This window comes from Kluyvera sp. CHPC 1.2972, assembly GCF_036759925.1.
In the GTDB taxonomy this organism is placed as follows: domain Bacteria; phylum Pseudomonadota; class Gammaproteobacteria; order Enterobacterales; family Enterobacteriaceae; genus Kluyvera.
The window spans coordinates 37385-59762 of sequence record NZ_JAPKIB010000006.1 but is presented as its reverse complement, the minus strand read 5'-3'; the positions used below and the strand labels follow the sequence as shown (position 1 = coordinate 59762).

The 22378-nt window shown below is 55.2% G+C and carries 19 protein-coding genes; 13 read left to right on the top strand and 6 right to left on the bottom strand.

The features are described 5' to 3' along the window. Nucleotides 1–95 precede the first annotated feature (95 nt). From fhuA to fhuB, 4 genes are read left to right on the top strand one after another with little or no spacing between them, the layout of a single operon-like run. On the top strand, nt 96–2309 hold the full coding sequence (gene fhuA / locus V6944_RS11860; protein ID WP_333499091.1) for a ferrichrome porin FhuA: 2214 nt from the start codon (nt 96–98) through the stop codon (nt 2307–2309). A 48-nt stretch (nt 2310–2357) separates the two neighbouring features. Continuing rightward, the gene (fhuC, locus tag V6944_RS11855; RefSeq protein WP_185669238.1) at nt 2358–3155 is read left to right on the top strand and encodes a Fe3+-hydroxamate ABC transporter ATP-binding protein FhuC; all 798 of its coding nucleotides are present in this window, start codon (nt 2358–2360) and stop codon (nt 3153–3155) included. Beyond that, nucleotides 3155–4045, top strand: coding sequence for a Fe(3+)-hydroxamate ABC transporter substrate-binding protein FhuD (fhuD, locus tag V6944_RS11850; protein ID WP_333499090.1), 891 nt, complete (start codon nt 3155–3157; stop codon nt 4043–4045). The genes fhuC and fhuD overlap by 1 nt, the downstream gene beginning before the upstream one ends. Further along, entirely contained in the window at nt 4042–6024 is a 1983-nt protein-coding gene (gene fhuB, locus V6944_RS11845) for a Fe(3+)-hydroxamate ABC transporter permease FhuB (protein WP_333499089.1), read from the top strand. The genes fhuD and fhuB overlap by 4 nt, the downstream gene beginning before the upstream one ends. Nucleotides 6025–6147: 123 nt before the next feature. Here the strand turns inward: fhuB and hemL are convergent, their stop codons facing one another. Next, nucleotides 6148–7428 carry a glutamate-1-semialdehyde 2,1-aminomutase gene (gene hemL, locus V6944_RS11840; protein ID WP_333499088.1) on the bottom strand — a complete coding sequence of 427 codons (1281 nt, stop codon included), beginning with the start codon at nt 7426–7428 and terminating at the stop codon, nt 6148–6150. 162 nt (nt 7429–7590) lie between these two features. Then, nucleotides 7591–8325: a GntR family transcriptional regulator gene (locus tag V6944_RS11835; RefSeq protein ID WP_106925532.1), complete on the bottom strand. Its 735-nt coding sequence runs from the start codon at nt 8323–8325 to the stop codon at nt 7591–7593. Nucleotides 8326–8788: 463 nt separating this feature from the next. Between V6944_RS11835 and tkt the strand changes: the two genes are divergently transcribed. The 6 genes from tkt (at nt 8789) to erpA (ending at nt 15123) form a co-directional block, all read left to right on the top strand. After that, on the top strand, nt 8789–10780 hold the full coding sequence (gene tkt, locus V6944_RS11830; RefSeq protein ID WP_333499087.1) for a transketolase: 1992 nt from the start codon (nt 8789–8791) through the stop codon (nt 10778–10780). A gap of 38 nt (nt 10781–10818) precedes the next feature. Continuing rightward, nucleotides 10819–11283, top strand: coding sequence for a PTS sugar transporter subunit IIA (locus tag V6944_RS11825; RefSeq protein ID WP_333499086.1), 465 nt, complete (start codon nt 10819–10821; stop codon nt 11281–11283). A 33-nt stretch (nt 11284–11316) separates the two neighbouring features. Next, nucleotides 11317–11589, top strand: coding sequence for a PTS sugar transporter subunit IIB (locus V6944_RS11820; RefSeq protein WP_185669232.1), 273 nt, complete (start codon nt 11317–11319; stop codon nt 11587–11589). A gap of 40 nt (nt 11590–11629) precedes the next feature. Then, complete coding sequence (locus tag V6944_RS11815) at nt 11630–12997, top strand: PTS ascorbate transporter subunit IIC (protein WP_333499085.1); 1368 nt, start codon at nt 11630–11632, stop codon at nt 12995–12997. A gap of 280 nt (nt 12998–13277) precedes the next feature. Continuing rightward, nucleotides 13278–14696, top strand: a complete 1419-nt coding sequence (clcA, locus tag V6944_RS11810) for a H(+)/Cl(-) exchange transporter ClcA (protein WP_333499084.1) — start codon at nt 13278–13280, stop codon at nt 14694–14696. Between the two features lie 82 nt (nt 14697–14778). After that, nucleotides 14779–15123 (top strand): iron-sulfur cluster insertion protein ErpA, encoded by a 345-nt coding sequence (gene erpA / locus V6944_RS11805; RefSeq protein ID WP_035891950.1) that lies wholly within the window; start codon nt 14779–14781, stop codon nt 15121–15123. Between the two features lie 137 nt (nt 15124–15260). Here erpA and V6944_RS11800 read toward each other — a convergent pair whose 3' ends face one another. From V6944_RS11800 to mtnN, 3 genes are read right to left on the bottom strand one after another with little or no spacing between them, the layout of a single operon-like run. Further along, a complete protein-coding gene (locus tag V6944_RS11800; RefSeq protein WP_185669229.1) occupies nt 15261–15884 on the bottom strand; it encodes a TRIC cation channel family protein in 624 nt (207 codons plus the stop codon). 14 nt (nt 15885–15898) lie between these two features. Then, nucleotides 15899–16699, bottom strand: coding sequence for a vitamin B12 ABC transporter substrate-binding protein BtuF (gene btuF / locus V6944_RS11795; RefSeq protein WP_333499083.1), 801 nt, complete (start codon nt 16697–16699; stop codon nt 15899–15901). Continuing rightward, a complete protein-coding gene (mtnN, locus tag V6944_RS11790) occupies nt 16692–17390 on the bottom strand; it encodes a 5'-methylthioadenosine/S-adenosylhomocysteine nucleosidase (RefSeq protein ID WP_333499082.1) in 699 nt (232 codons plus the stop codon). The genes btuF and mtnN overlap by 8 nt, the downstream gene beginning before the upstream one ends. A 97-nt stretch (nt 17391–17487) precedes the next feature. Here mtnN and dgt point away from each other — a divergent pair, with 97 nt between their 5' ends. The 3 genes from dgt (at nt 17488) to cdaR (ending at nt 21902) form a co-directional block, all read left to right on the top strand. Beyond that, nucleotides 17488–19002: a dGTPase gene (gene dgt, locus V6944_RS11785; protein ID WP_333499081.1), complete on the top strand. Its 1515-nt coding sequence runs from the start codon at nt 17488–17490 to the stop codon at nt 19000–19002. Between the two features lie 135 nt (nt 19003–19137). Continuing rightward, complete coding sequence (gene degP, locus V6944_RS11780) at nt 19138–20586, top strand: serine endoprotease DegP (RefSeq protein ID WP_333499080.1); 1449 nt, start codon at nt 19138–19140, stop codon at nt 20584–20586. A 158-nt stretch (nt 20587–20744) separates the two neighbouring features. After that, complete coding sequence (gene cdaR / locus V6944_RS11775) at nt 20745–21902, top strand: DNA-binding transcriptional regulator CdaR (RefSeq protein WP_333499079.1); 1158 nt, start codon at nt 20745–20747, stop codon at nt 21900–21902. A 92-nt stretch (nt 21903–21994) separates the two neighbouring features. On the opposite strand, the gene V6944_RS11770 is transcribed toward cdaR, so the two are convergent. Further along, complete coding sequence (locus V6944_RS11770) at nt 21995–22378, bottom strand: DUF3461 family protein (protein ID WP_035891957.1); 384 nt, start codon at nt 22376–22378, stop codon at nt 21995–21997.

Here is a 22378-nt window from a genome sequence, read left to right as displayed (position 1 = left end):
TCGCTTGCTATGCGTCCAATGCATGACCTATTATTCCCATCGTTATAATAATAATTCTCGTTTACGTTATCATTCACTTCATCAGAGATATACCAATGGCGCGTCTAAAAACTGCTCAGCCAACCCACTCACTGCGTAAACTCGCAGTTGTAGTAGCCACGGCGGTTAGCGGCATGTCTGTATATGCACAGGCAGCAGAACAACCTAAAGAAGAAACCATCACCGTTACCGCAGCTCCGGCGGCTCAGGAAAGTGCCTGGGGCCCGGCTCCTACGATTGCGGCGAAGCGTTCAGCAACGGCAACTAAGACCGATACCCCGATTGAGAAGACTCCTCAGTCTGTTTCGGTGATTACCCGTCAGGAGATGGATATCCATCAGCCGACGACCGTTAAAGAAGCGATGGCGTACACGCCTAGCGTATTTGCGACTCGCGGTAGTTCAACAACCTATGACGTTGTGACTATCCGTGGCTTCACCACCTCCAGTACCGTGAACACGAACCAGTACCTGGATGGCATGAAGTTGCAGGGCAACAACTACTCCGAAGTCTCAGTAGATCCGTATTTCCTTGAACGCGTAGAAGTGATGCGCGGACCAACCTCCGTGCTGTACGGCAACAGCAACCCTGGCGGTATTGTCAGCATGGTCAGCAAGCGCCCGACCACTGAACCGCTGCGTGAAATTCAATTCAAAATGGGCACAGATAACCTCTGGCAGACCGGTTTTGACTTTAGTGATGCGATTGATGATGCAGGCGTGTGGTCTTACCGCCTGACCGGTTTAGGCCGTAGCCAGGATGCGCAACAGGATATGGCGAAGTCGAGCCGTTATGCCGTTGCACCGTCCTTTAGCTGGCGACCGGATGATAAAACTGACTTCACCTTCCTGAGCAACTTCCAGAGCGATCCGGATGAGGGTTACTACGGCTGGCTGCCGCGTGAAGGTACGGTGGTTCCTTATGTTGATGCGAACGGCAATTCTCACAAGCTGCCGACCGACTTCAACGAAGGCGAGAGAGATAACAAAATGCAGCGCCGCCAGCAGATGGTGGGCTACAGCTTCTCTCACGAATTTAACGACACCTTCACCGTACGCCAGAACCTGCGCTACGATCAGGTGAAAACCCTGTATCGCTCAGTCTATGGTTATGGCTACGATGGTGCGGGTAAAATTAACCGTCAGTACGTTCGTTCTGATGAAGATATGAACGCCTTCTCCGTCGATACTCAGTTGCAGTCGAACTTTGCTACTGGTGATGTTGACCATACGCTGCTGACGGGCGTGGACTACTCACGCATGCGTAATGACGTTGACGCACTTTACGGTTCTGCCGATCCAATCGATATGCAGAACCCGCAGTACGGCAACCCGAATATCAATGTGAGCGGTCCTTATGCGAAGTATCAGGTACTGAACCGCATGGAGCAGACGGGCCTGTACGCTCAAGATCAGATGGAATGGGACAAATGGGTGCTGACGTTAGGTGGTCGTTATGACTACGCGAAAACGTCGACCTTGACTCGTACTACTGGTTCTGAAGCGATGAATCACGACCAGCAATTTACCTGGCGAGGTGGTATTAACTACCTGTTTGATAATGGAGTTTCACCATACTTTAGCTACAGCGAATCCTTTGAACCAACATCCGGTTCAACCAAAGCTGGGCAGCCTTTCGATCCGTCTCGTGGCAAGCAATATGAAACGGGCGTGAAGTATGTACCGAAAGACATGCCGGTCGTCATTACGGGTGCGGTTTATCAGTTGACCAAAAATAAAAACCTGACGGCGGATCCGAATAACGCAGGGTTCAGCATTCAGACAGGTGAAATTCGTTCTCGCGGTTTTGAACTCGAAGCCAAAGCGGCGGTGAATGAAAACGTCAACGTGACGGCTGCGTACAGTTATACCGATGCTGAATACACGAATGACACAACCTTCAATGGTCAACGCCCGGCGGAAGTACCGCGTAATCAGGCTTCTCTGTGGACGGATTATACCTTCTACGATACCGCTCTGAGTGGCCTGACCTTTGGTGCTGGCGTTCGTTATACGGGCTCTACCGTCAGCTACTACAAAAGCGATACCACGACTGGCAAGAAAAACGAGCAGTTTAGCGTAGGCGGCTATACCGTTGCCGATGCGATGGTTAAATACGATCTGGCGCGCGTAGGCCTGCCGGGTTCATCCATTGCCGTTAACGTCAATAACCTGTTCAACCGTGAATACGTCTCCAGCTGCTACAGCGAATACGCGTGCTACTGGGGCGCTGAGCGCCAGGTTGTTGCTACCGCAACGTTCCGTTTCTAACCACCTCCAGAGCGCGGATTTTCCGCGCTCTTTAACATGTTGACGGTTATGCAGGACAAGACAACTCATTCTGATACGACCTTTTCTCTGGAACAGGTCGTTTTTCGCGTTCCAGGCCGTACGCTTCTTCATCCTCTCTCCTTAACGTTTCCCGCAGGCAAAGTGACCGGCCTTATCGGTCATAACGGCTCGGGCAAGTCTACGCTGCTGAAAATGCTTGGCCGCCATCAGGCTCCGTCGGAAGGCGAGATCCTACTGGACGGCCAGCCGCTGGCGAGCTGGAACAGCAAAGCTTTTGCCCGTAAGGTTGCCTATCTGCCGCAGCAGCTGCCGCCTGCAGAAGGGATGACCGTGCGTGAACTCGTCGCCATTGGTCGCTACCCGTGGCACGGTGCGCTGGGCCGTTTCGGCGTTGCCGATCGTGAAAAGGTCGAGGAAGCCATCTCCCTCGTAGGGCTGAAGCCGTTAGCACATCGCCTGGTCGATAGCCTCTCCGGCGGCGAACGTCAGCGCGCGTGGATTGCCATGCTGGTGGCGCAGGATAGCCGCTGCCTGCTGCTCGACGAGCCAACCTCGGCGCTCGATATAGCCCATCAGGTTGACGTGCTGGCGCTGGTGCACCGCTTAAGCCAGCAGCGTGGCCTGACGGTGGTTGCCGTTCTGCACGATATCAACATGGCGGCGCGCTACTGTGACTATCTGGTGGCGCTTCGCGGCGGTGAAATGATTGCTCAGGGCTCGCCGGACGAACTGATGCGCAGCGACACGCTGGAGCAGATTTACGGCATCCCAATGGGTATTCTTCCGCATCCAGCCGGTGCCGCACCGGTAAGTTTTGTCTATTGATGACTGATTCGAATTTGATAAACCGCCGCCGTTTTCTGGCGGCGATGGCGCTCTCGCCGCTGCTCTGGCAGATGCAAAAAGCCCAGGCCGCGCCGGTGAACGCTGAACGTATCGTGGCGCTGGAGTGGCTGCCGGTCGAGCTAATGCTGGCGCTAGGCGTCACCCCTTACGGCGTGGCGGACATCCCCAACTATCGCATGTGGGTCAACGAACCGGTGCTGCCGGACTCGGTGATTGACGTGGGGCTGCGCACCGAACCCAATCTTGAACTGCTGACCCAGATGAAGCCCTCGATGCTGGTCTGGTCCGCGGGCTATGGCCCCTCACCGAAGATCCTCGCCCGCATCGCGCCGGGGCGCAGCTTTGCCTTCAGCGACGGCAAACAGCCGCTGGAGCAGGCGCGGCGATCGCTGCTGGAGATGGCGGAACTGCTCAATAAGCAGGACGTCGCTCATCGCCATCTGGCGGAGTTTGATGCCTACATCGACAGCCTCAAGCCGCGCTTTGCCTCGCGTGGCGAACGCCCCGTGCTGATCATGTCGCTGCTCGATCCGCGTCATATGCTGGTGTTTGGCCCGAACTGCCTCTTCCAGGAGATCCTCGATCGTCTGGGCGTGAAGAACGCCTGGCAGGGGGAGACGAACTTCTGGGGCAGCACGGTGGTCGGTATCGACCGCCTGGCGGCCTACAAAGACGTCGATGTGCTCTGCTTTGACCACGGTAATGCCGCTGATATGCGCCAGCTGGCTGCCACACCGTTATGGCAGGCGATGCCGTTTGTCCGCGCGAACCGGGTGCAGAACGTTCCGGCGGTCTGGTTCTACGGCGCGACGCTGTCGGCGATGAACTTCGCTCGCATTCTTGATAACGCACTGGGAGGCAAAGCGTGAAAACGACCCGCTCTCCTTTTGCCACGCTGTTACTGCTGGTGCTGTTTATTGTCGGGCTGGCGCTGACCTGGTTTAACTTCAACATTGCGCTGCCTCACACGCTCTGGTTCCAGGCAATACGCCAGCCGGATATTAACGCCATCGATCAGATGCTGTTCCACTACAGCCTGCTGCCTCGCCTGACTATCTCACTGCTGGTCGGCGCCGGACTGGGGCTGGTGGGCGTGCTGTTCCAGCAGGTGCTGCGTAACCCATTGGCTGAGCCAACCACGCTTGGCGTGGCGACCGGCGCGCAGTTGGGGATGACCATTACCGCGCTGTGGGCCATTCCTGGCGTGCTGGCCTCGCAGTTTGCTGCGCTGGCGGGGGCCTGCATCGTCGGTGCGCTGGTCTTCGGCGTGGCGTGGGGCAAACGCCTCTCGCCGGTGACGCTGATTCTGGCCGGGCTGGTGGTGAGCCTGTACTGCGGCGCGATAAACCAGCTGATGGTGATTTTCCATCACGACCAACTGCAAAGTATGTTCCTGTGGAGCACCGGGACGCTGACCCAGACCGACTGGAGCATCGTGCAACGTCTCTGGCCGCAGCTGCTGGGTGGCGTGATGCTCACGCTGCTGCTGCTGCGCCCGTTAACGCTGATGGGGCTGGATGACGGCGTGGCCCGCAACCTGGGGCTGGCGCTATCGCTGGCGCGTCTGGGCGCGCTAACGCTGGCGATCGTTATCAGCGCCTTCCTCGTCAACGCGGTAGGGATTATTGGCTTTATCGGCCTGTTTGCTCCGCTGCTGGCGAAGATGCTGGGCGCACGACGCTTGCTCTCCCGCCTGATGCTGGCACCGCTGATTGGCGCGCTGATTCTGTGGCTCTCCGATCAGATAATCCTCTGGCTTACCCGGGTGTGGATGGAAGTCTCCACCGGCTCCGTGACCGCACTGATTGGTGCGCCGCTGCTGCTTTGGCTGCTGCCGCGCCTGCGCAGCATGAGCGCACCGTCGATGAACGCTAACGACAGCGTGGCGAATGAACGTCAGCACGTGCAGTGGTTTGCGCTAGGCGGACTGGTTATTCTGTTAGCGGCAATGTTTGCTGCGCTGTCGCTGGGCCGCGATGCGCACAGCTGGCACTGGGCGAGCGGTACCCTGCTCGACGAACTGATTCAGTGGCGCTGGCCGCGTATCGCCTCGGCGCTGATTGCCGGGGTGATGCTGGCGGTGGCGGGCTGTATTATTCAGCGCTTAACCGGCAACCCGATGGCGAGCCCGGAAGTGCTGGGGATCAGCTCCGGCGCAGCGTTTGGCGTGGTGCTGATGCTGTTTGTGGTGCCGGGCAACGCGTTTGTCTGGCTGCTGCCGGCGGGCAGTCTGGGAGCGGCGGTCACGCTGCTGGTTATCCTGATTGCCGCCGGGCGCGGCGGATTTTCACCGCATCGAATGCTGTTGGCGGGGATGGCGCTGAGCACCGCGTTCACCATGCTGCTGATGATGCTGCAGGCGAGTGGTGACCCGCGTATGGCGCAGATCCTGACGTGGATTGCCGGTTCAACCTATAACGCGACCGGTAAGCTGGTGGCGCAGTCGGCTACTGCCATGGTGATTTTCCTGCTGCTGGTGCCGCTTTGCCGCCGCTGGTTAACCATTCTGCCGCTGGGCGGTGAAACGGCGCGCTCTATCGGTATGGCGCTGTCGCCGGCGCGTATCAGCCTGCTGTTGCTGGCAGCGTGCCTGACGGCGGCGGCCACGCTGACCATCGGGCCGTTAAGCTTTGTTGGGCTGATGGCACCGCATATTGCGCGCATGATGGGCTTCCGCCGGACGATGCCGCATATCGTGATGTCGGCGCTGATTGGTGGGCTGATACTGGTGTTTGCTGACTGGTGTGGGCGTATGCTGATGTTCCCGTATCAGGTGCCAGCAGGGCTGCTGTCGACCTTTATCGGTGCGCCGTATTTTATCTATTTGCTGAGAAAGCAGAGCCGGTAGGTTTCCCGGCGTCGCTGCGCTCGACCGGGCTACAAAAATGGCCATGCCGATTTGCATGGCCATTTTTTATTGCTCGCGGTATGTAGCCCGGCCAAGCGCAGCGCCGCCGGGGATACGCCAGACTTACAGCTTCGCAAACACCCGACGCGCCGCATCAACGGTGTTGTTGATATCGTCTTCGCTATGGGCGATAGACATAAAGCCCGCCTCAAACGCCGACGGTGCCAGGTACACGCCTTCATCCAGCATCAGATGGAAGAAGCGCTTAAAGCGTTCAACGTCGCACTTCAGAACGTCTTGATAGCAGGTCACTTCTTTGGCATCGGTGAAGAAGATCCCGAACATGCCGCCCACGTTGTTCACCACCAATGGAATACCGGTTTCCTGCGCAGCATCCAGCAGACCCTGCGCCAGTTGGTTGGTCAGGTCGGTCAGGGTTTCGTGAACGCCTGGCTGCGCCACTTCGGTCAGACAGGCGAATCCCGCCGCCATGGCAATTGGGTTACCGGAAAGGGTACCCGCCTGATAAACCGGACCGGTGGGCGCCAGCGCGTCCATCACGTCGCGACGACCGCCGAAGGCGCCTACCGGCATACCGCCGCCAATGATTTTACCAAGGCAGGTCAGATCCGGCACCACGTCGTAGTAGGACTGCGCGCCAGCCAGCGCCACGCGGAAGCCGGTCATCACTTCATCGATAATCAGCAGTGCGCCGAACTCGTCGCACAGCGCGCGCAGGCCCGGCAGGAAATCAGCCTGCGGTGGGATGCAGTTCATGTTGCCGGCAACCGGTTCAACGATGATGCAGGCAATATCCTGTGGGAACTGCTCGAACGCCGCGCGTACGGACGCGAGATCGTTATAGGTGCAGGTGAGGGTGTGCTTGGCGAAATCTGCCGGTACGCCCGGTGAGTTTGGCTGACCGAGGGTCAGCGCGCCGGAGCCTGCTTTAACCAGCAGGCAGTCGGCGTGGCCGTGATAGCAACCTTCGAATTTGATGATTTTGTCACGGCCGGTAAAACCGCGCGCCAGGCGAATGGCGCTCATGGTCGCTTCGGTACCGGAGTTCACCATGCGCACCATGTCCATTGTTGGTACCAGTTCGGTAACCAGCTTCGCCATAGTGACTTCCATCTCGGTCGGCGCACCGAAGCTCAGGCCACGCTCGGCCGCTTCAATCACCGCATTGCGGATGGCCGGGTGGTTATGGCCCAGCACCATCGGCCCCCAGGAACCGACATAGTCGATATAGGCTTTGCCATCCACGTCGTACAGATACGCGCCGTCCGCACGCTCGATAAACAGCGGCGTACCGCCCACGCCGGTGAAGGCACGTACCGGCGAGTTCACCCCGCCTGGGATAAGTTCACGCGCAGCGCTATACAGGTTTTCAGATTTGCTCATTGGCAGGTTCCTGGTTCGTGGAAAATGTTTTGCCCGCTATTCTAAATTATTCCATAGAGGTTATGAAATTTTTGACCATTGTGGCGTGAATGTTGGGCAACAGAAATGATAGTGGCAGCCTTGTTATCAGCAGCGGCGAGGTCGGTCTGAAAATAGCCCGCCTTATGAGCGGGTTGAGTTTTGTCTCAGGGGGAAAATACGCGTGTTAATGATGGCAATATTGACTTCGCAGGGCGTGCCGTCATCGAGATAAACGGTTTCATCAAGTTCCAGAACAGAGTCGTTCTCTTTGAGATTCAATAGATTAAGGATATCTTCGTCAACCAGGTTGATCGCGGTTAAATTCTGATCGCGGCGCTGGACCTTTTTACCGGTGATGCTTTCGATATAGCTATATTTTGATATTTCGAGCTGGCTTAATTCCATGCTGGTAAACATATTGACCGGCAGATGGATATGCTCAAGGGCGACGGGAATATCGTCAAAACACATCAGACGTAAAATTTTATAGATCTGATCGCTATTTTTTATCCGCAACGACTGTGCGATTTCTGGCGATGGCACTTTCATGATACTGAATTTAATGACTTTTCTGACACCTTTATGGCCACTCTTCTGTGCCTGGAAATCAAAAGGTGACAGGGCGTGGAATCTGCCGGAATGGTTGCTTTTACCGATGGCGCCAACGAACAAACCCGAGCCTTTCACGCGATAAATTCGCTGCTGCTCGATCAACAGGCGCGTGGCCTCGCGCACCGTGGCCCGCGTGATGCCGATATTTTTGGCAATAGCAATCTCTGTGTCCAGTTTATCCCCTGGCAAAAGACCATCGGTCTTTATCTTCCTGAGAATGTAATCGACCACCTCTTTTTGCTTCTCTGTAATGCCATCAACCATCGACTTTCTTCCTAACCAATATGGGCGATAACGCCGCTGGATCCTGTTTACATGTATGCCTGACTTTGTTTTCTGTCGACCAGACCGTTAACGTCATATTGTGAGCAAGTTAACGAATTTGAGTGAACAAACGCCGCATCGCGATAAAATGCATTTTTGCATATTGTATCTGGACACGTCTATGTGCATCATCAAGATGACTAGACAAGTGAAACATGTATAGACGTATATTGAAAGGCATAAGGATGCAGTAATAGCGCGAGAATATAAAGTAATTCATTGTATTTTAATGTTTATTTTATTGCTGGTTGCCGAAAGAGAATTCAAGCCGCGTTGAACCGTATGGCGGAGTGATACAACGATAAAAACTAAGGTTTCTTTCGACATGTCTATTCATGCTGGCGTGGGGAAAACCCCGCAAACGTTATTGTTGAACGTAAAATCCAGGTAAAAAGAGAGACGTATGAGCAACAGAAAATTAGCGAATGCCATTCGAATTCTGAGCGTCGATGCGATTCAGAAAGCCAACTCTGGCCATCCGGGCGCACCGATGGGTATGGCTGATATTGCCGAGGTTGTCTGGCGCCATCACCTTCGCCATAACCCAAAAAATCCGCAGTGGTTTAACCGCGATCGCTATGTGCAGTCGAATGGTCATGGCTCGATGCTGCTTTATTCTCTGTTGCACCTCACGGGTTATGACCTGAGCATGAATGACATCCGTGAATTCCGTCAGCTTCACTCGCGTACACCTGGCCACCCAGAGTATGGCTATACGCCCGGCGTTGAAACCACCACCGGCCCGCTGGGGCAAGGGGTGGCGAACGCCGTCGGCATGGCCATTGCCGAGAAAGCGCTGGCCGCTGAATTCAATAAGCCTGGGTTTGATATCGTCGATCACCACACCTGGCTATTCCTGGGCGATGGCTGCCTGATGGAAGGTATCTCCCATGAAGCATGCAGCCTGGCCGGAACCTTAGGGTTGGGGAATCTGATTGCCGTCTGGGACGATAATGGCATCTCTATCGACGGGCACGTTGAAGGTTGGTTCGCTGAAGATACCGCCGCCCGCTTCCGTGCCTATGGCTGGCACGTGATTGAAGGTATTGATGGTCACGACCCGCAGGCGATTGACGCTGCCGTTCGCGAAGCTAAACAGGTCAGCGATAAACCAAGCCTGCTGTGTTGTAAAACCATTATCGGTTTCGGCTCGCCGAATAAAGCGGACAGCCATGAGTGTCACGGCTCCGCGCTGGGGGCCGATGAAGTCGCCCTGGTGCGTGAACGCCTTGAGTGGCCGTATCCGCCGTTTGAAATTCCTGCCGATATCTATGCCGCCTGGGATGCGACCGAAAAAGGGGCGCAGGACGAGCAGGCATGGGACGCGCTGTTTGCCGACTATGCACTGCAATGGCCAGAGCTGGCTGCCGAGTTTGTGCGTCGTATGAAAGGCGAACTGCCTGCGCAGTGGGCGGGAAATATCCAGCACTATATCGACGATTTGCAGGCCAATCCGGCATCGCTGGCCACGCGCCAGGTGAGCCAGAACTGCTTAAATTTTTTCGCCGATATGATGCCTGAGTTGATGGGCGGGTCTGCGGATCTTTCGCCGTCTAACCTGACCAGGCATCAGAAGTCCGTCGATTTTACCGCCGAGCATGGGGCGGGGAACTACCTTTCTTATGGCGTTCGTGAATTTGGCATGTCCGCCATCATGAATGGCCTGGCGCTGCACGGCGGGTTTATCCCTTACGGCGGCACCTTCCTGATGTTTATGGAATATGCCCGTAATGCGCTGCGCATGGCGGCGCTGATGAAAATTCGCTCCATCTTTGTCTATACCCACGACACCATTGGTCTGGGCGAAGATGGCCCGACGCACCAGCCGGTTGAGCAACTGGCCTCGCTGCGCCTGACACCGAATATGGAAACCTGGCGCGGATGCGATCAGGTGGAAGTGGCGGTCTCCTGGCAGCAGGCAATTGAACGTCAGGACGGGCCTTCGGCCTTAGTGCTGACCCGCCAGCCGCTTGAACAGCAGGTTCGCAGTGCGGAACAGCTTAACAATATTGCGCGTGGCGGCTATGTGCTGGTCGACTGCGACGGTGAACCTGAGCTGATCCTGATATCCGCAGGCTCAGAGGTGGCGTTGGCGGTTGCCGCTGCCCGTACGCTACAGCAGGAAGGCCACCAGATTCGCGTGGTTTCGATGCCGTGCACCGAGCGCTTTGATAAGCAGGATGAAGCCTACAAAGAGTCCGTGTTGCCGAAGCGCGTGCGTAACCGTCTGGCGATAGAAGCCAGTATTGAAGGGTTCTGGCAGCGCTATACCGGGCTGGATGGGAAGGTTATTGGCATGGACTCCTTTGGGGAATCTGCGCCAGCGAGCGTCCTGTTTAAATACTTTGGCTTTACGAAAGAGAATGTGACGGAAACGGCCCGTCGCATGCTGTAGTCACCCATTTTTATCATTAAGAACGATAGGTAATCTCCATGCCAACATTATCCAACTGGCTGAATAAAAACAAAGTTCAGTATGTTCCATCAGTAAGTGACTGGAAAGAGGCGATTCAGATTGCTGGCCGCCCACTGCTGGATGAAGGGGCGATTTCACCGGCCTATATCGATTCGATTATCAAACAGAAAGAAGAGATCGGCCCCTATTTCGTGATTGCTCCGCGCATCGCGATGCCACATACCCGGCCCGAGCAGGGCGCAATGGCGCTGGGGCTCTCCATCGTCAAACTGGGGCAGGCGGTTGAGTTCAATTCAGAAGAGAACGATCCGGTGGACGCGATTTTCATGTTCTCCGCCCCGGACAGCAATAGTCACATTGAAATGATTTCGCAGCTCGCCGAAGTGCTGTCAGATGATGAGGTGATGCAGCAGATTTTTGATACGCAAAGTACTGAAGAATTGCAGGCGATTTTGCTCGGTGAAACGTCGGCGTCTTGTTAATGACACCCCAATCGTAGAAATATGAGGTCTACTATGAAAATTATGGCGGTATGTGGTTCAGGTCTGGGTAGCAGCTTTATGATGGAAATGAACATCAAAAAGGTGCTCAAAAAAATTAATATCACCGCGGACGTTGAGCACTCTGATTTGGGTTCCGTCACGCCCGACGTGGCCGATGTTTTCGTGATGGCGAAAGATATCGCCTTCAGCGCTAACTTACCGGCAGATAAAGTTATTGTCATTAATAACATTATCGACCTGAACGAAGTTGAACAAAAAATAAAAGACTACTTTGACCAGCAATAATTAAGTCGGGCAAGAAAAATACCCTGCGACAGAGGTTAATATGTTTGTTCAAAACGTTTTACAGCTTATTGTTGATATCCTGAAGGTGCCATCAATCCTTGTCGGGCTGGTGGCGCTGTTCGGCCTGGTGGCACAAAAAAAATCCTTCCCTGATGTCATTAAAGGGACCGTTAAAACGATACTGGGCTTCCTGGTATTATCCGGCGGGGCTTTGGTTCTGGTCGGCTCGCTATCGCCGTTAGGTGATATCTTCAAGCAGGCCTTCGATGTGCAGGGTATTATTCCGAACAATGAGGCGATGGTCTCTATTGCGCTGGAAAAATATGGCGCACCAACCACGCTTATCATGGCGTTCGGTATGGTGGCGAATATTGTGGTGGCGAGATTCACCCGTTTAAAATATATCTACCTGTCCGGGCATGTGACCTTCTACATGGCCTGTATGGTGGCGATTATTCTGTCGGTAGCCGGCTTCGAAGGCGTTCAGCTTATTTATACCGGCTCACTGGCGCTCGGCATGTTAATGGGCTTCTTCCCGGCCATTGCACAACCTTATATGCGTAAAATTATCGGTAATGACCAGGTAGCACTGGCGCATACCGGTACGGTTGGCTACGTACTTTCTGGGTGGATCGGTTCTGTCGTCGGTAAAGGTTCTAAATCTACCGAAGAGATGAACATGCCTAAGAACCTGAGCTTCCTGCGCGATAGCACGATCTCTATCTCTCTGACGATGATGATCATTTATCTGGTCCTGTCGATTTCCGCAGGTAAAGAGTACGTCGAGAGCAACTTTAGCCACGGTCAGAACTACCTGGTCTACTCCTTTATCCAGGCCATCACCTTTGCGGCTGGGGTATTTATTATCCTGCAGGGTGTGCGTTTAATTCTGGCGGAGATTGTTCCGGCATTTACCGGTTTCTCCGAGCGTCTGGTGCCTAACGCACGTCCGGCGCTGGACTGCCCAATCGTCTTCCCGTATGCGCCAAACGCGGTGTTAGTCGGCTTTATCTCAAGCTTTGTCGGTGGTCTGGTGGGGCTGTTCATCCTTGGGCAGCTCAAGTGGGTACTGATTCTGCCGGGCGTCGTACCTCACTTCTTCTGTGGGGCAACGGCAGGGGTATTCGGTAATGCGACTGGCGGTAAACGCGGCGCGATTCTCGGTGCCTTCGCTCACGGTATTCTGATTACCTTCTTACCGGTGGCGCTGATTCCGGTACTGGGTGCGCTGGGCTTAACCAACACCACCTTCTCCGATACCGACTTCGGCGTGGTGGGGATTATTCTTGGCAACATGGCGCGCTTTATGACGCCAGGCACCATCACCATGACGATTACCGGTATTTTCGCTCTGCTGGTGGTTTACAACGTGCTGGCGAAAAAGAAGCCTGAGCCAGTAGAAGAGTAAGGTATTACACAACCTAAAAACATGCCTCTGCCTGGAGGCATGTTGACGATAGCCCTTTCTTATCAGGCGCAGAGATTCCAACACCAGGGACGTCAACCGGTCAGGTCCGTTCAAACGATCTTCTGCGCCACTTTCTCTCCATTCCTACTAACCTGTGATAAACCTGGTTTTTACCCTGTAGCAACAACGCATTCGGCGTGTAATTTTTTCGCGACGTCGCGCACATGACTGGGTAAAATGCCTTCCCTTCGTATTTGTATTACCAATTAGTGATGACGGTATGAGAGCAGAAATACCCCCTTTAGAGGCACAGCGGATGGTGCGTTTACGCCGCCGCGACGTAGTGCGTAAATTATTGAACCGTGATAAAACCCCGTTGATGGTGCTGCTGATGTCCGCCATCGTTGGCTCGCTCGTGGGGTTGGTCGGCGTGGCGTTTGAGCATGCGGTGAACTGGGTGCTGAACCTGCGTATTAGCACGCTGGCGCAGGTTGCCGACCGCTGGTATCTGGTCTGGCCGCTGGCGTTTGTGCTGTCGGCGCTGCTGGCGATGTTTGGCTACTGGCTGATGCGTCGCTTTGCGCCGGAAGCGGGCGGTTCGGGGATCCCGGAGATTGAAGGTGCGCTGGAAGACCTGCGCCCGGTACGCTGGTGGCGCGTGCTGCCGGTGAAATTCTTCGGTGGGATGGGCACGCTGGGTTCGGGCATGGTGCTTGGGCGTGAAGGGCCGACGGTGCAAATCGGCGGCAATATCGGCCGTATGGTCGGCGATATTTTCCGTCAGCGTGACGAAGAGTCGCGCCACACGCTGCTGGCAACCGGCGCGGCAGCGGGTCTGTCGGCAGCGTTCAATGCGCCGCTGGCGGGCATTCTGTTTATCATCGAAGAGATGCGCCCGCAGTTCCGCTACAGCCTGATCTCGATTAAAGCGGTATTCACCGGCGTTATCATGTCGAGCATCATGTTCCGCATCTTCAATGGTGAAACGCCGGTGATTGAAGTGGGCAAACTGACCAACGCGCCGGTTAACACGCTGTGGCTGTATCTGGTGCTGGGCGTGATTTTCGGCTGTGTTGGTCCGCTGTTTAATACCCTGGTGCTGAAAACCCAGGATATGTTTTTCCGTATCCACGGCGGTAACACGACAAAATGGGTGCTGATTGGCGGACTGATTGGCGGCGGCTGCGGCGTGCTGGGGCTGTTCCAATCGGCAGCAGCGGGCGGCGGGTTTAACCTGATCCCGATTGCGGCGGCGGGGAACTTTACCGTTGGTTCGCTGCTGTTCCTGTTTGTTGCCCGCGTTATCACCACGCTGCTGTGCTTCTCTTCCGGCGCGCCGGGCGGGATTTTTGCGCCAATGCTGGCGCTGGGTACGCTGCTGGGTACGGCCTTCGGTATGGCGGCGATGCATCTGTTCCCGGCCTACAATCTGGAGGCGGGGACCTTTGCGATTGCCGGAATGGGCGCGCTGCTAGCGGCTTCCGTTCGCGCACCGCTCACCGGAATTGTGCTGGTGCTGGAGATGACCGACAATTATCAGCTCATTTTGCCAATGATTATTACCGGTCTCGGTGCCACGCTATTGGCGCAGTTCCTCGGCGGACAGCCGCTCTACGCCACGATTCTGGCGCGAACCCTGGCGAAGCAGGAGGCCGAGCAAGAGGCTAAGGCCAGGCAGTCGGCCCCGGAGAATACTTGAACGATTTACCAGGGTATTAGATAATGACCAAAAGAGTCGGGTTATTATTTGCCCAGACCCGCTGTATTAATGGGAGCAAAAAATGAGTGATGACGTAGTGCTGCCGCTGGAGTTTACCGACGCCGCAGCCAAAAAAGTAAAAGTCCTGATTGCGGATGAAGAGAATCCAAACCTGAAGCTGCGCGTGTATATCACCGGCGGCGGCTGCAGCGGCTTCCAGTATGGCTTTACCTTTGATGACCAGATCAACGAAGGTGACATGACCATCGAAAAACAGGGCGTAGGCCTGGTGGTTGACCCGATGAGCCTGCAGTATCTGGTCGGTGGTTCGGTGGACTATACCGAAGGTCTGGAAGGTTCACGCTTTATCGTCACCAACCCGAATGCAACCAGCACCTGCGGCTGCGGTTCTTCCTTCAGCATCTAAGCTTGCTGAGCAGATAAATAAAACGCCCACCTTTTTGGTGGGCTTTTTATTTTCATCTTTTGTAGCCCGGACGAGGTGCGTTAGCGCCGACTCCGGGGCATCCCCGGCGGCGCTGCGCTTGGCCGGGCTACACAGGTTTAACGCCCGTTATCATCCAGCGCAAAGGTCGGCAGCTTCAGGTGCCAGCGAATCGCTGCCAGGCGAATGGCCAGCGTCACCACCATCCCCATCATACTGGCGTTCTCCAGCGGTATCTGGAAAGTGTAATAGGCCGTGGCGTGCACAATCCCGCCGATAATACAGGCCGTGGCATAGATTTCTGTTCGCAGGATCATCGGCACTTCGCGCGCCAGTACGTCGCGAATTATCCCGCCGCCGACGCCGGTGACAACGCCCATACAGACGGCAACCAGCGGCCCGGAATGGGCGATAAATGCCTTGTTCACGCCAATCCCCACGAACACTGCCAGCCCCACGGCATCCAGCACCGGTAGCACCCATTTTGGCAAGCGTCGCGGTTGACGAACCAGCACGATAGTTAGCATTGAGGTGACCATTGCCACGACCAGGTCAGTGGGGTCTTTCACCCAGAATACCGGGCCGTTGGCGAGCGCCATATCACGAATGGTCCCGCCGCCCACGGCGGTCACCACGCCCAATACCAGAACGCCAAAGGGGTCCATACGCAGTTTCCCCGCCAGCAAGACGCCGGAGACAGCGAAGACGATGGTGCCAACAATATCCAGCCAGTAGACAAGCATGACCTATTACCTGATTAATTAACCTGCGATAGTGCAGTACAGAGTTGTTTTGCGGCGAGGATAATACGTGGGCTTGCACGTTCAAACCAGTCACTATTGAGTGGAATGATAGGGATTGTGAGCTGACTAGCCCAGTAGTGCTGAATTTTCGGAATCTGACCCGCATCACCTGCGGCGACAATCACCTGCGGCTGGCGCATCAGCACCTGTTCACGGCTGACCTGAGGCCAGGCCACGCGGCTGTCGGCAAAGATATTTTGACCACCGCACACTTCCAGAATCTGGTTCTGGATGGCGCTTTTGTTGCTGGTGAAAATGGGGTTAAAGCCGAACTGCATAAACACCCGTTTTTTCGGCGATTTTGCATACTGCGCCTTTAGCTGCGCATAGTCATGCAACAGCGTGGCGGCGGCCTGTTCGGCTTTTTCAGGCTGCGGGCTCCATTTCGCCAATTGTCGCAGCGTTGCGGCGATCTCTTCAATGCTGTGCGAATCGACCCACAGCACGGTAATGCCCAACGAACGCAGTTGGTTCACCTGACGCTCGGCGTTGCCTTCTTTCCACGCCAGCACGACATCTGGGTGCAGCGCGACAATGCGCTCAAGGTTAATGCCTTGCCAGGAGGCAACCTGTTCGATCTCTTTTGCCGCTGCGGGGTAATCAGACCAGGCGCTGACGCCAACGGGGGTAATCCCGGCGGCAAAGGCCAGTTCGGTATTGGCGGGGGAGAGGGTAATGACCCGCGGCGCGGCGACAAGCCACGCCGGGGCGCTAAACAGCAGGGCTAGCAGCCCTATCAGGAATCGCTTAGCCACGTGCCAGTTTCTGCACCAGCGTTTCGACCATCAGGGTCGACTGCTTCGCGGCAACCGCCAGGAACTCTTCGAAGCTCAGGTGAGACTGCTGGTCGGCCACGTCGGAAATCGCGCGGACTACCACGAACGGCACGGCAAAGCTGTGGCAAACGTGGGCAATCGCCGTCGCTTCCATCTCTACCGCAATTGCCTGCGGGAAGTTGGTGCGGATTTTTGCCAGCGCTTCGGAACCGTTAATAAAGGCATCGCCGCTGACAATCAGGCCACGCACGGCGTTCAGATCGAGGGATTTGATGCACGCTTCGGCGGCAGCAATCAGTTTGTCGTCGGCTTTGAACGCCGCCGGGCAACCTGCCATCTGGCCAATTTCATAGCCAAAGGCGGTGACATCGGCATCGTGGTAGCGCGCTTCGTCAGAAACCACGATATCACCCACTTTCAGCGTTGGCGCCAGGCCACCCGCGGAACCGGTGTTGATAATCACATCCGGCTGGCAGCGCTCCAGCAGCAGCGTTGCGCCCATTGCGGCGGCCACTTTGCCAATCCCGGATTTCAGTAACGCCACATCCACGCCGTTCAGCTGGCCGGTGTAGATTTCGCTACCGCCGATGGTGATAGTCTGACGATTTTCGATTTTGTCACGCAGCAGCGTAACTTCTTCTTCCATTGCGCCAATAATGCCGATTTTCATAGATTTACTCGCGATGTGCCATGTTTAAAGGCATAGTTTATCATGTGGTTCAGGGGAAGCGCATTTCTTGTAATAGGAAGCTCGCGACGGAGAGGCTATGGCTAAGATTGATTTTCGCAATAAAATTAACTGGCGTCGGCGTTATCGCTCGCCGCAGGGTGTCAGCTCCGAGCATGAGATTCTGCGTATTTTTGAAAGCGATCGCGGGCGCATTATCAACTCGCCGGCCATCCGCCGCCTGCAGCAAAAAACGCAGGTATTCCCGCTGGAGCGCAACGCCGCGGTGCGAACCCGCCTGACGCACTCGATGGAAGTGCAGCAGGTGGGGCGCTATATCGCCAAAGAGGTGCTGAGCCGCTTAAAGGAAAAGAAACTGTTGGCGGCCTACGGCCTGGACGAACTGACCGGGCCGTTTGAAAGCATCGTTGAGATGGCCTGCTTGATGCACGATATCGGCAACCCGCCGTTTGGTCACTTTGGCGAAGCGGCAATCAACGATTGGTTCAGTCAGCGCCTGGCGCCAAAAGACGCACTGCGCCAGCCGCTGAGCCACGATCGCTGCGAGGTTATCGACCTTCAACTCCGTGAAGGCGAAGACGCGCTCAATACGCTGCGCAGCAAAGTGCGTCAGGATCTCTGTCATTTTGAGGGCAATGCGCAGGGGATCCGTCTGGTGCATACCCTGATGCGTATGAACCTGACCTGGGCACAGGTTGGCTGTATTTTAAAATACACGCGCCCGGCCTGGTGGTCGACGGAGCCCCCGGCGACGCACAGCTATCTAATGAAAAAACCGGGCTACTACCTGGCGGAAGAGCACTATATTGAACGCTTACGTAAAGAACTGGATTTAGCGCCTTACAATCGATTCCCATTAACGTGGATTATGGAAGCTGCTGATGATATTTCTTATTGTGTGGCTGACCTCGAGGATGCAGTAGAAAAACGGATCTTCAGCGTTGAGCAGTTGTACCAGCATTTGTACGACGCCTGGCCTGAACATACAAAGGGTTCGCTGTTCGCTCAGGTGGTGGAAAACGCCTGGGATAAATCTCGGGCGAATTCATTAAGCCGCAGTACGGAAGATCAGTTCTTTATGTATTTGCGAGTGAATACATTAAATAAGCTAGTGCCCTACGCGGCGCAGCGCTTTATTGAAAATCTGCCGCAGATCTACCAGGGGGATTTTAATCATGCACTGCTGGAAGATGACAGTAGCTATAGCCAGTTGCTGAAGCTATACAAAAATGTGGCTAGAAAACATGTCTTTAGCCATCCTGAAGTCGAGCAGTTAGAATTGCAGGGCTACCGGGTGATTGGCGGATTATTAGATATTTACGCACCTTTGCTTAAATTATCATTAAGCGAATTTAGCGAGTTAGTTGAGCAAGAACGCGTGCGCCATTTACCTATCGAATCACGGTTATTTTGTAAACTCTCAACGCGTCATCGTTTAGCTTACGTTGAGGCGGTGAATAAACTTTCCCGTGATTCCGTTGAGTTCCCAGTGATGGAATATTATTATCGTTGCCGCCTGCTGCAGGATTATATCAGCGGAATGACCGACCTCTACGCATGGGATGAATATCGGCGGTTGATGGCGGTAGAATAATCCGAAGTTTTGTAAAGACGCTCAATAAATTTTTACTTTTAGCAGATGCAGTTGTACGGAACTTAGTGCCATAAAGTGAATCTGATAGTCACGAACACAGCAATTTTGCGTAATCTGATATTGAGATTGAAACACATGAAAAAAACCACGTTAGCAATGAGTGCACTGGCTCTTAGTTTAAGTCTGGCTCTGTCTCCGTTGTCCGCTAGCGCGGCAGAGACGGCATCTTCTTCCGCATCCGCCGCACAGCCAATGCCAAGTCTGGCTCCGATGCTGGAAAAGGTTATGCCGTCTGTCGTCAGCATTAATGTTGAGGGCAGCACAACGGTAAACACACCACGTATGGGACGTAACTTCCAGCAGTTCTTCGGCGACAACTCGCCGTTCTGCCAGGATGGTTCTCCGTTCCAGAGCTCTCCGTTCTGTCAGGGCGGTGCAGGCCCGGATGGTGGTAACGGCGGCAATCAGCCACAGCAGCAACAGAAATTTATGGCCCTCGGCTCTGGGGTGGTGATTGACGCGGCGAAAGGTTACGTCGTGACTAACAACCACGTCGTGGATAACGCCAATACCATTAAGGTTCAACTGAGCGATGGCCGTAAGTTTGACGCGAAAGTGGTTGGTAAAGACCCGCGTTCTGACATCGCGCTGATTCAGATTCAGGATCCGAAAAACCTGACGGCGATTAAGCTGGCGGATTCTGACGCTCTGCGCGTCGGCGACTACACCGTGGCTATCGGTAACCCGTTCGGCCTGGGGGAAACCGTGACCTCCGGTATCGTCTCCGCGCTGGGTCGTAGCGGCCTGAACGTTGAAAACTACGAAAACTTTATCCAGACCGATGCGGCAATTAACCGCGGTAACTCCGGCGGCGCGCTGGTGAACCTGAACGGCGAGCTTATCGGTATTAACACCGCTATCCTCGCACCGGACGGCGGTAACATCGGTATCGGCTTCGCCATCCCGAGCAACATGGTGAAAAACCTGACTGACCAGATGGTGAAATTCGGCCAGGTGAAACGCGGCGAGCTGGGTATCATGGGGACCGAACTGAACTCCGAACTGGCAAAAGCGATGAAAGTCGATGCCCAGCGCGGTGCTTTCGTGAGCCAGGTGATGCCGAACTCTTCGGCGGCGAAAGCCGGGATTAAAGCCGGTGACGTGATCACCTCACTGAACGGCAAGGCAATTAGCAGCTTCGCCGCGCTGCGTGCGCAGGTTGGCACTATGCCGGTAGGCAGCAAAATCAGCCTTGGCCTGCTGCGTGACGGTAAGCCGGTAACGGTGGATCTGGAACTGCAGCAGAGCAGCCAGACTCAGGTTGACTCCAGCTCAATCTTCAGCGGCATCGAAGGGGCTGAAATGAGCAACAAAGGTCAGGACAAAGGCGTAGTGGTGAATACCGTGAAAGCGGGTTCTCAGGCGGCGCAGATTGGCCTGAAGAAAGGGGACATTATCGTCGGAGCCAACCAGCAGGCGGTGAAAAACATCGCTGAGCTGCGTAAAATCCTCGATAGCAAACCTTCCGTACTGGCGCTGAATATCCAGCGTGGCGATAGCTCCATCTACCTGCTGATGCAGTAATCGCGACCTCAACCCTTTCCCCGCCCGGGGAAAGGGTTTTTCCCTTCGTAATGTGAAGCACCCCACAACTCCATAGATCTCAACCGTGCTTTGTGCATTTGCACAGTGCAGCGCTTTTGCATCTTTCCTATCATGTAACCTGCTCACAGGAGGGGTTCATGGCTAGCTGGCATCTTGATACTAAAATGGCGCAGGATATCGTGGCGCGCACGATGCGCATTATCGATACCAATATCAACGTAATGGATGCCCGCGGGCGCATTATCGGCAGCGGCGATCGTGAACGTATTGGGGAATTGCACGAAGGTGCACTGTTGGTGCTCTCTCAGGGGCGCGTGGTGGACATCGACGATGCCGTAGCCCGTCATCTGCACGGGGTGCGTCAGGGGATCAACCTGCCGCTGCGCCTGGAAGGCGAGATTGTCGGCGTTATCGGCTTGACCGGTGAACCGGAAACGCTGCGCAAATACGGTGAACTGGTGTGCATGACCGCAGAGATGATGCTCGAGCAATCGCGCTTGATGCATCTGCTGGCGCAGGATAGCCGTCTGCGTGAAGAGTTGGTAATGAACCTGATTCAGGCCGAAGAGAACACGCCGGCGTTGACCGAATGGGCTCAGAGGCTGGGCATTGACCTTAATCAGCCGCGCGTCGCGGCAGTCGTGGAAGTCGACAGCGGGCAGTTGGGCGTGGATAGCGCGATGGCGGAGCTTCAGCAGCTGCAAAATGCGCTGACGACGCCGGAGCGTAATAACCTGATTGCGATAGTCTCACTGACCGAGATGGTGGTGCTGAAACCGGCGCTTAACCAGTTTGGCCGCTGGGACGCGGAAGACCACCAGAAGCGCGTGGAACAGCTGATCTCCCGCATGAAAGAGAACGGGCATCTGCGTTTTCGCGTGGCGCTCGGCAACTATTTTACCGGGCCGGGCAGCATTGCCCGTTCCTACCGTACGGCGCGCACCACCATGATGGTGGGTAAACAGCGTATGCCGGAGAGCCGCAGTTATTTTTACCAGGATTTGATGCTGCCGGTGCTGCTCGACAGTCTGCGCGGTGGTTGGCAGGCCAATGAGCTGTCGCGCCCGTTGATGCGTTTGAAGGCGATGGATAACAACGGCCTGCTGCGTCGTACGTTGGCGGCGTGGTTTCGCCATAACGTGCAGCCGCTGGCAACCTCAAAGGCGCTGTTTATTCACCGCAATACGCTGGAGTATCGGCTGAACCGAATTTCGGAGCTGACCGGGCTGGATTTGGGGAATTTTGACGATCGTTTACTGCTGTATATTGCGTTGCAGTTGGATGAACAACGGTAATAGAACCCGGCGGCGCTGCGCTTGGCCGGGCTACATTTGGCTTGTAGCCCGGGCGAGCGCAAGCGACCCCGGGAAGACAAACCGTACAAAATTTACTTATTGCGGGTTAACTTCTCCAGATCGGCTTCAATCTCGCTGATCTTGTTGGTCACCACGCTTTCAAGATGGCGCAGATCGTCAAGGATCTTACGCTTAAGATCGACTTCGGTGCGATCGCGCTGACAAATCTGGTCCAGCTCATCAATCACGTAGCGCAGGTTCGGACTGATCTCCTGCACTTCTTTGAAGCCCTGACCATCGCCGGCGATGGTTTTACGCTGGCGTGGGTATTTGAACTTCACGCTCTTGGCGAAAAACTCACCCTTATCCTTCTGGAAATAGATTTTCAGGATATCGTTGTTGGCTTCCTGCCGGAGGCTGTAACGATCGATTTCATCGGGATTGGTGATCCCCAGGCTTTTTAAATTATCGTACAT

Excerpts from the sequence above, each read along its gene's own strand:
- fhuA (WP_333499091.1), top strand. The coding sequence starts at position 96 with ATGGCGCGTCTAAAAACTGCTCAGCCAACCCACTCACTGCGTAAACTC.
- fhuC (WP_185669238.1), top strand. The coding sequence starts at position 2,358 with ATGCAGGACAAGACAACTCATTCTGATACGACCTTTTCTCTGGAACAG.
- fhuD (WP_333499090.1), top strand. The coding sequence starts at position 3,155 with ATGACTGATTCGAATTTGATAAACCGCCGCCGTTTTCTGGCGGCGATG.
- hemL (WP_333499088.1), bottom strand. The coding sequence starts at position 7,428 with ATGAGCAAATCTGAAAACCTGTATAGCGCTGCGCGTGAACTTATCCCA.
- V6944_RS11835 (WP_106925532.1), bottom strand. The coding sequence starts at position 8,325 with ATGGTTGATGGCATTACAGAGAAGCAAAAAGAGGTGGTCGATTACATT.
- tkt (WP_333499087.1), top strand. The coding sequence starts at position 8,789 with ATGAGCAACAGAAAATTAGCGAATGCCATTCGAATTCTGAGCGTCGAT.
- V6944_RS11825 (WP_333499086.1), top strand. The coding sequence starts at position 10,819 with ATGCCAACATTATCCAACTGGCTGAATAAAAACAAAGTTCAGTATGTT.
- V6944_RS11820 (WP_185669232.1), top strand. The coding sequence starts at position 11,317 with ATGAAAATTATGGCGGTATGTGGTTCAGGTCTGGGTAGCAGCTTTATG.
- V6944_RS11815 (WP_333499085.1), top strand. The coding sequence starts at position 11,630 with ATGTTTGTTCAAAACGTTTTACAGCTTATTGTTGATATCCTGAAGGTG.
- clcA (WP_333499084.1), top strand. The coding sequence starts at position 13,278 with ATGAGAGCAGAAATACCCCCTTTAGAGGCACAGCGGATGGTGCGTTTA.
- erpA (WP_035891950.1), top strand. The coding sequence starts at position 14,779 with ATGAGTGATGACGTAGTGCTGCCGCTGGAGTTTACCGACGCCGCAGCC.
- V6944_RS11800 (WP_185669229.1), bottom strand. The coding sequence starts at position 15,884 with ATGCTTGTCTACTGGCTGGATATTGTTGGCACCATCGTCTTCGCTGTC.
- mtnN (WP_333499082.1), bottom strand. The coding sequence starts at position 17,390 with ATGAAAATCGGCATTATTGGCGCAATGGAAGAAGAAGTTACGCTGCTG.
- dgt (WP_333499081.1), top strand. The coding sequence starts at position 17,488 with ATGGCTAAGATTGATTTTCGCAATAAAATTAACTGGCGTCGGCGTTAT.
- degP (WP_333499080.1), top strand. The coding sequence starts at position 19,138 with ATGAAAAAAACCACGTTAGCAATGAGTGCACTGGCTCTTAGTTTAAGT.
- cdaR (WP_333499079.1), top strand. The coding sequence starts at position 20,745 with ATGGCTAGCTGGCATCTTGATACTAAAATGGCGCAGGATATCGTGGCG.
- V6944_RS11770 (WP_035891957.1), bottom strand. The coding sequence starts at position 22,378 with ATGTACGATAATTTAAAAAGCCTGGGGATCACCAATCCCGATGAAATC.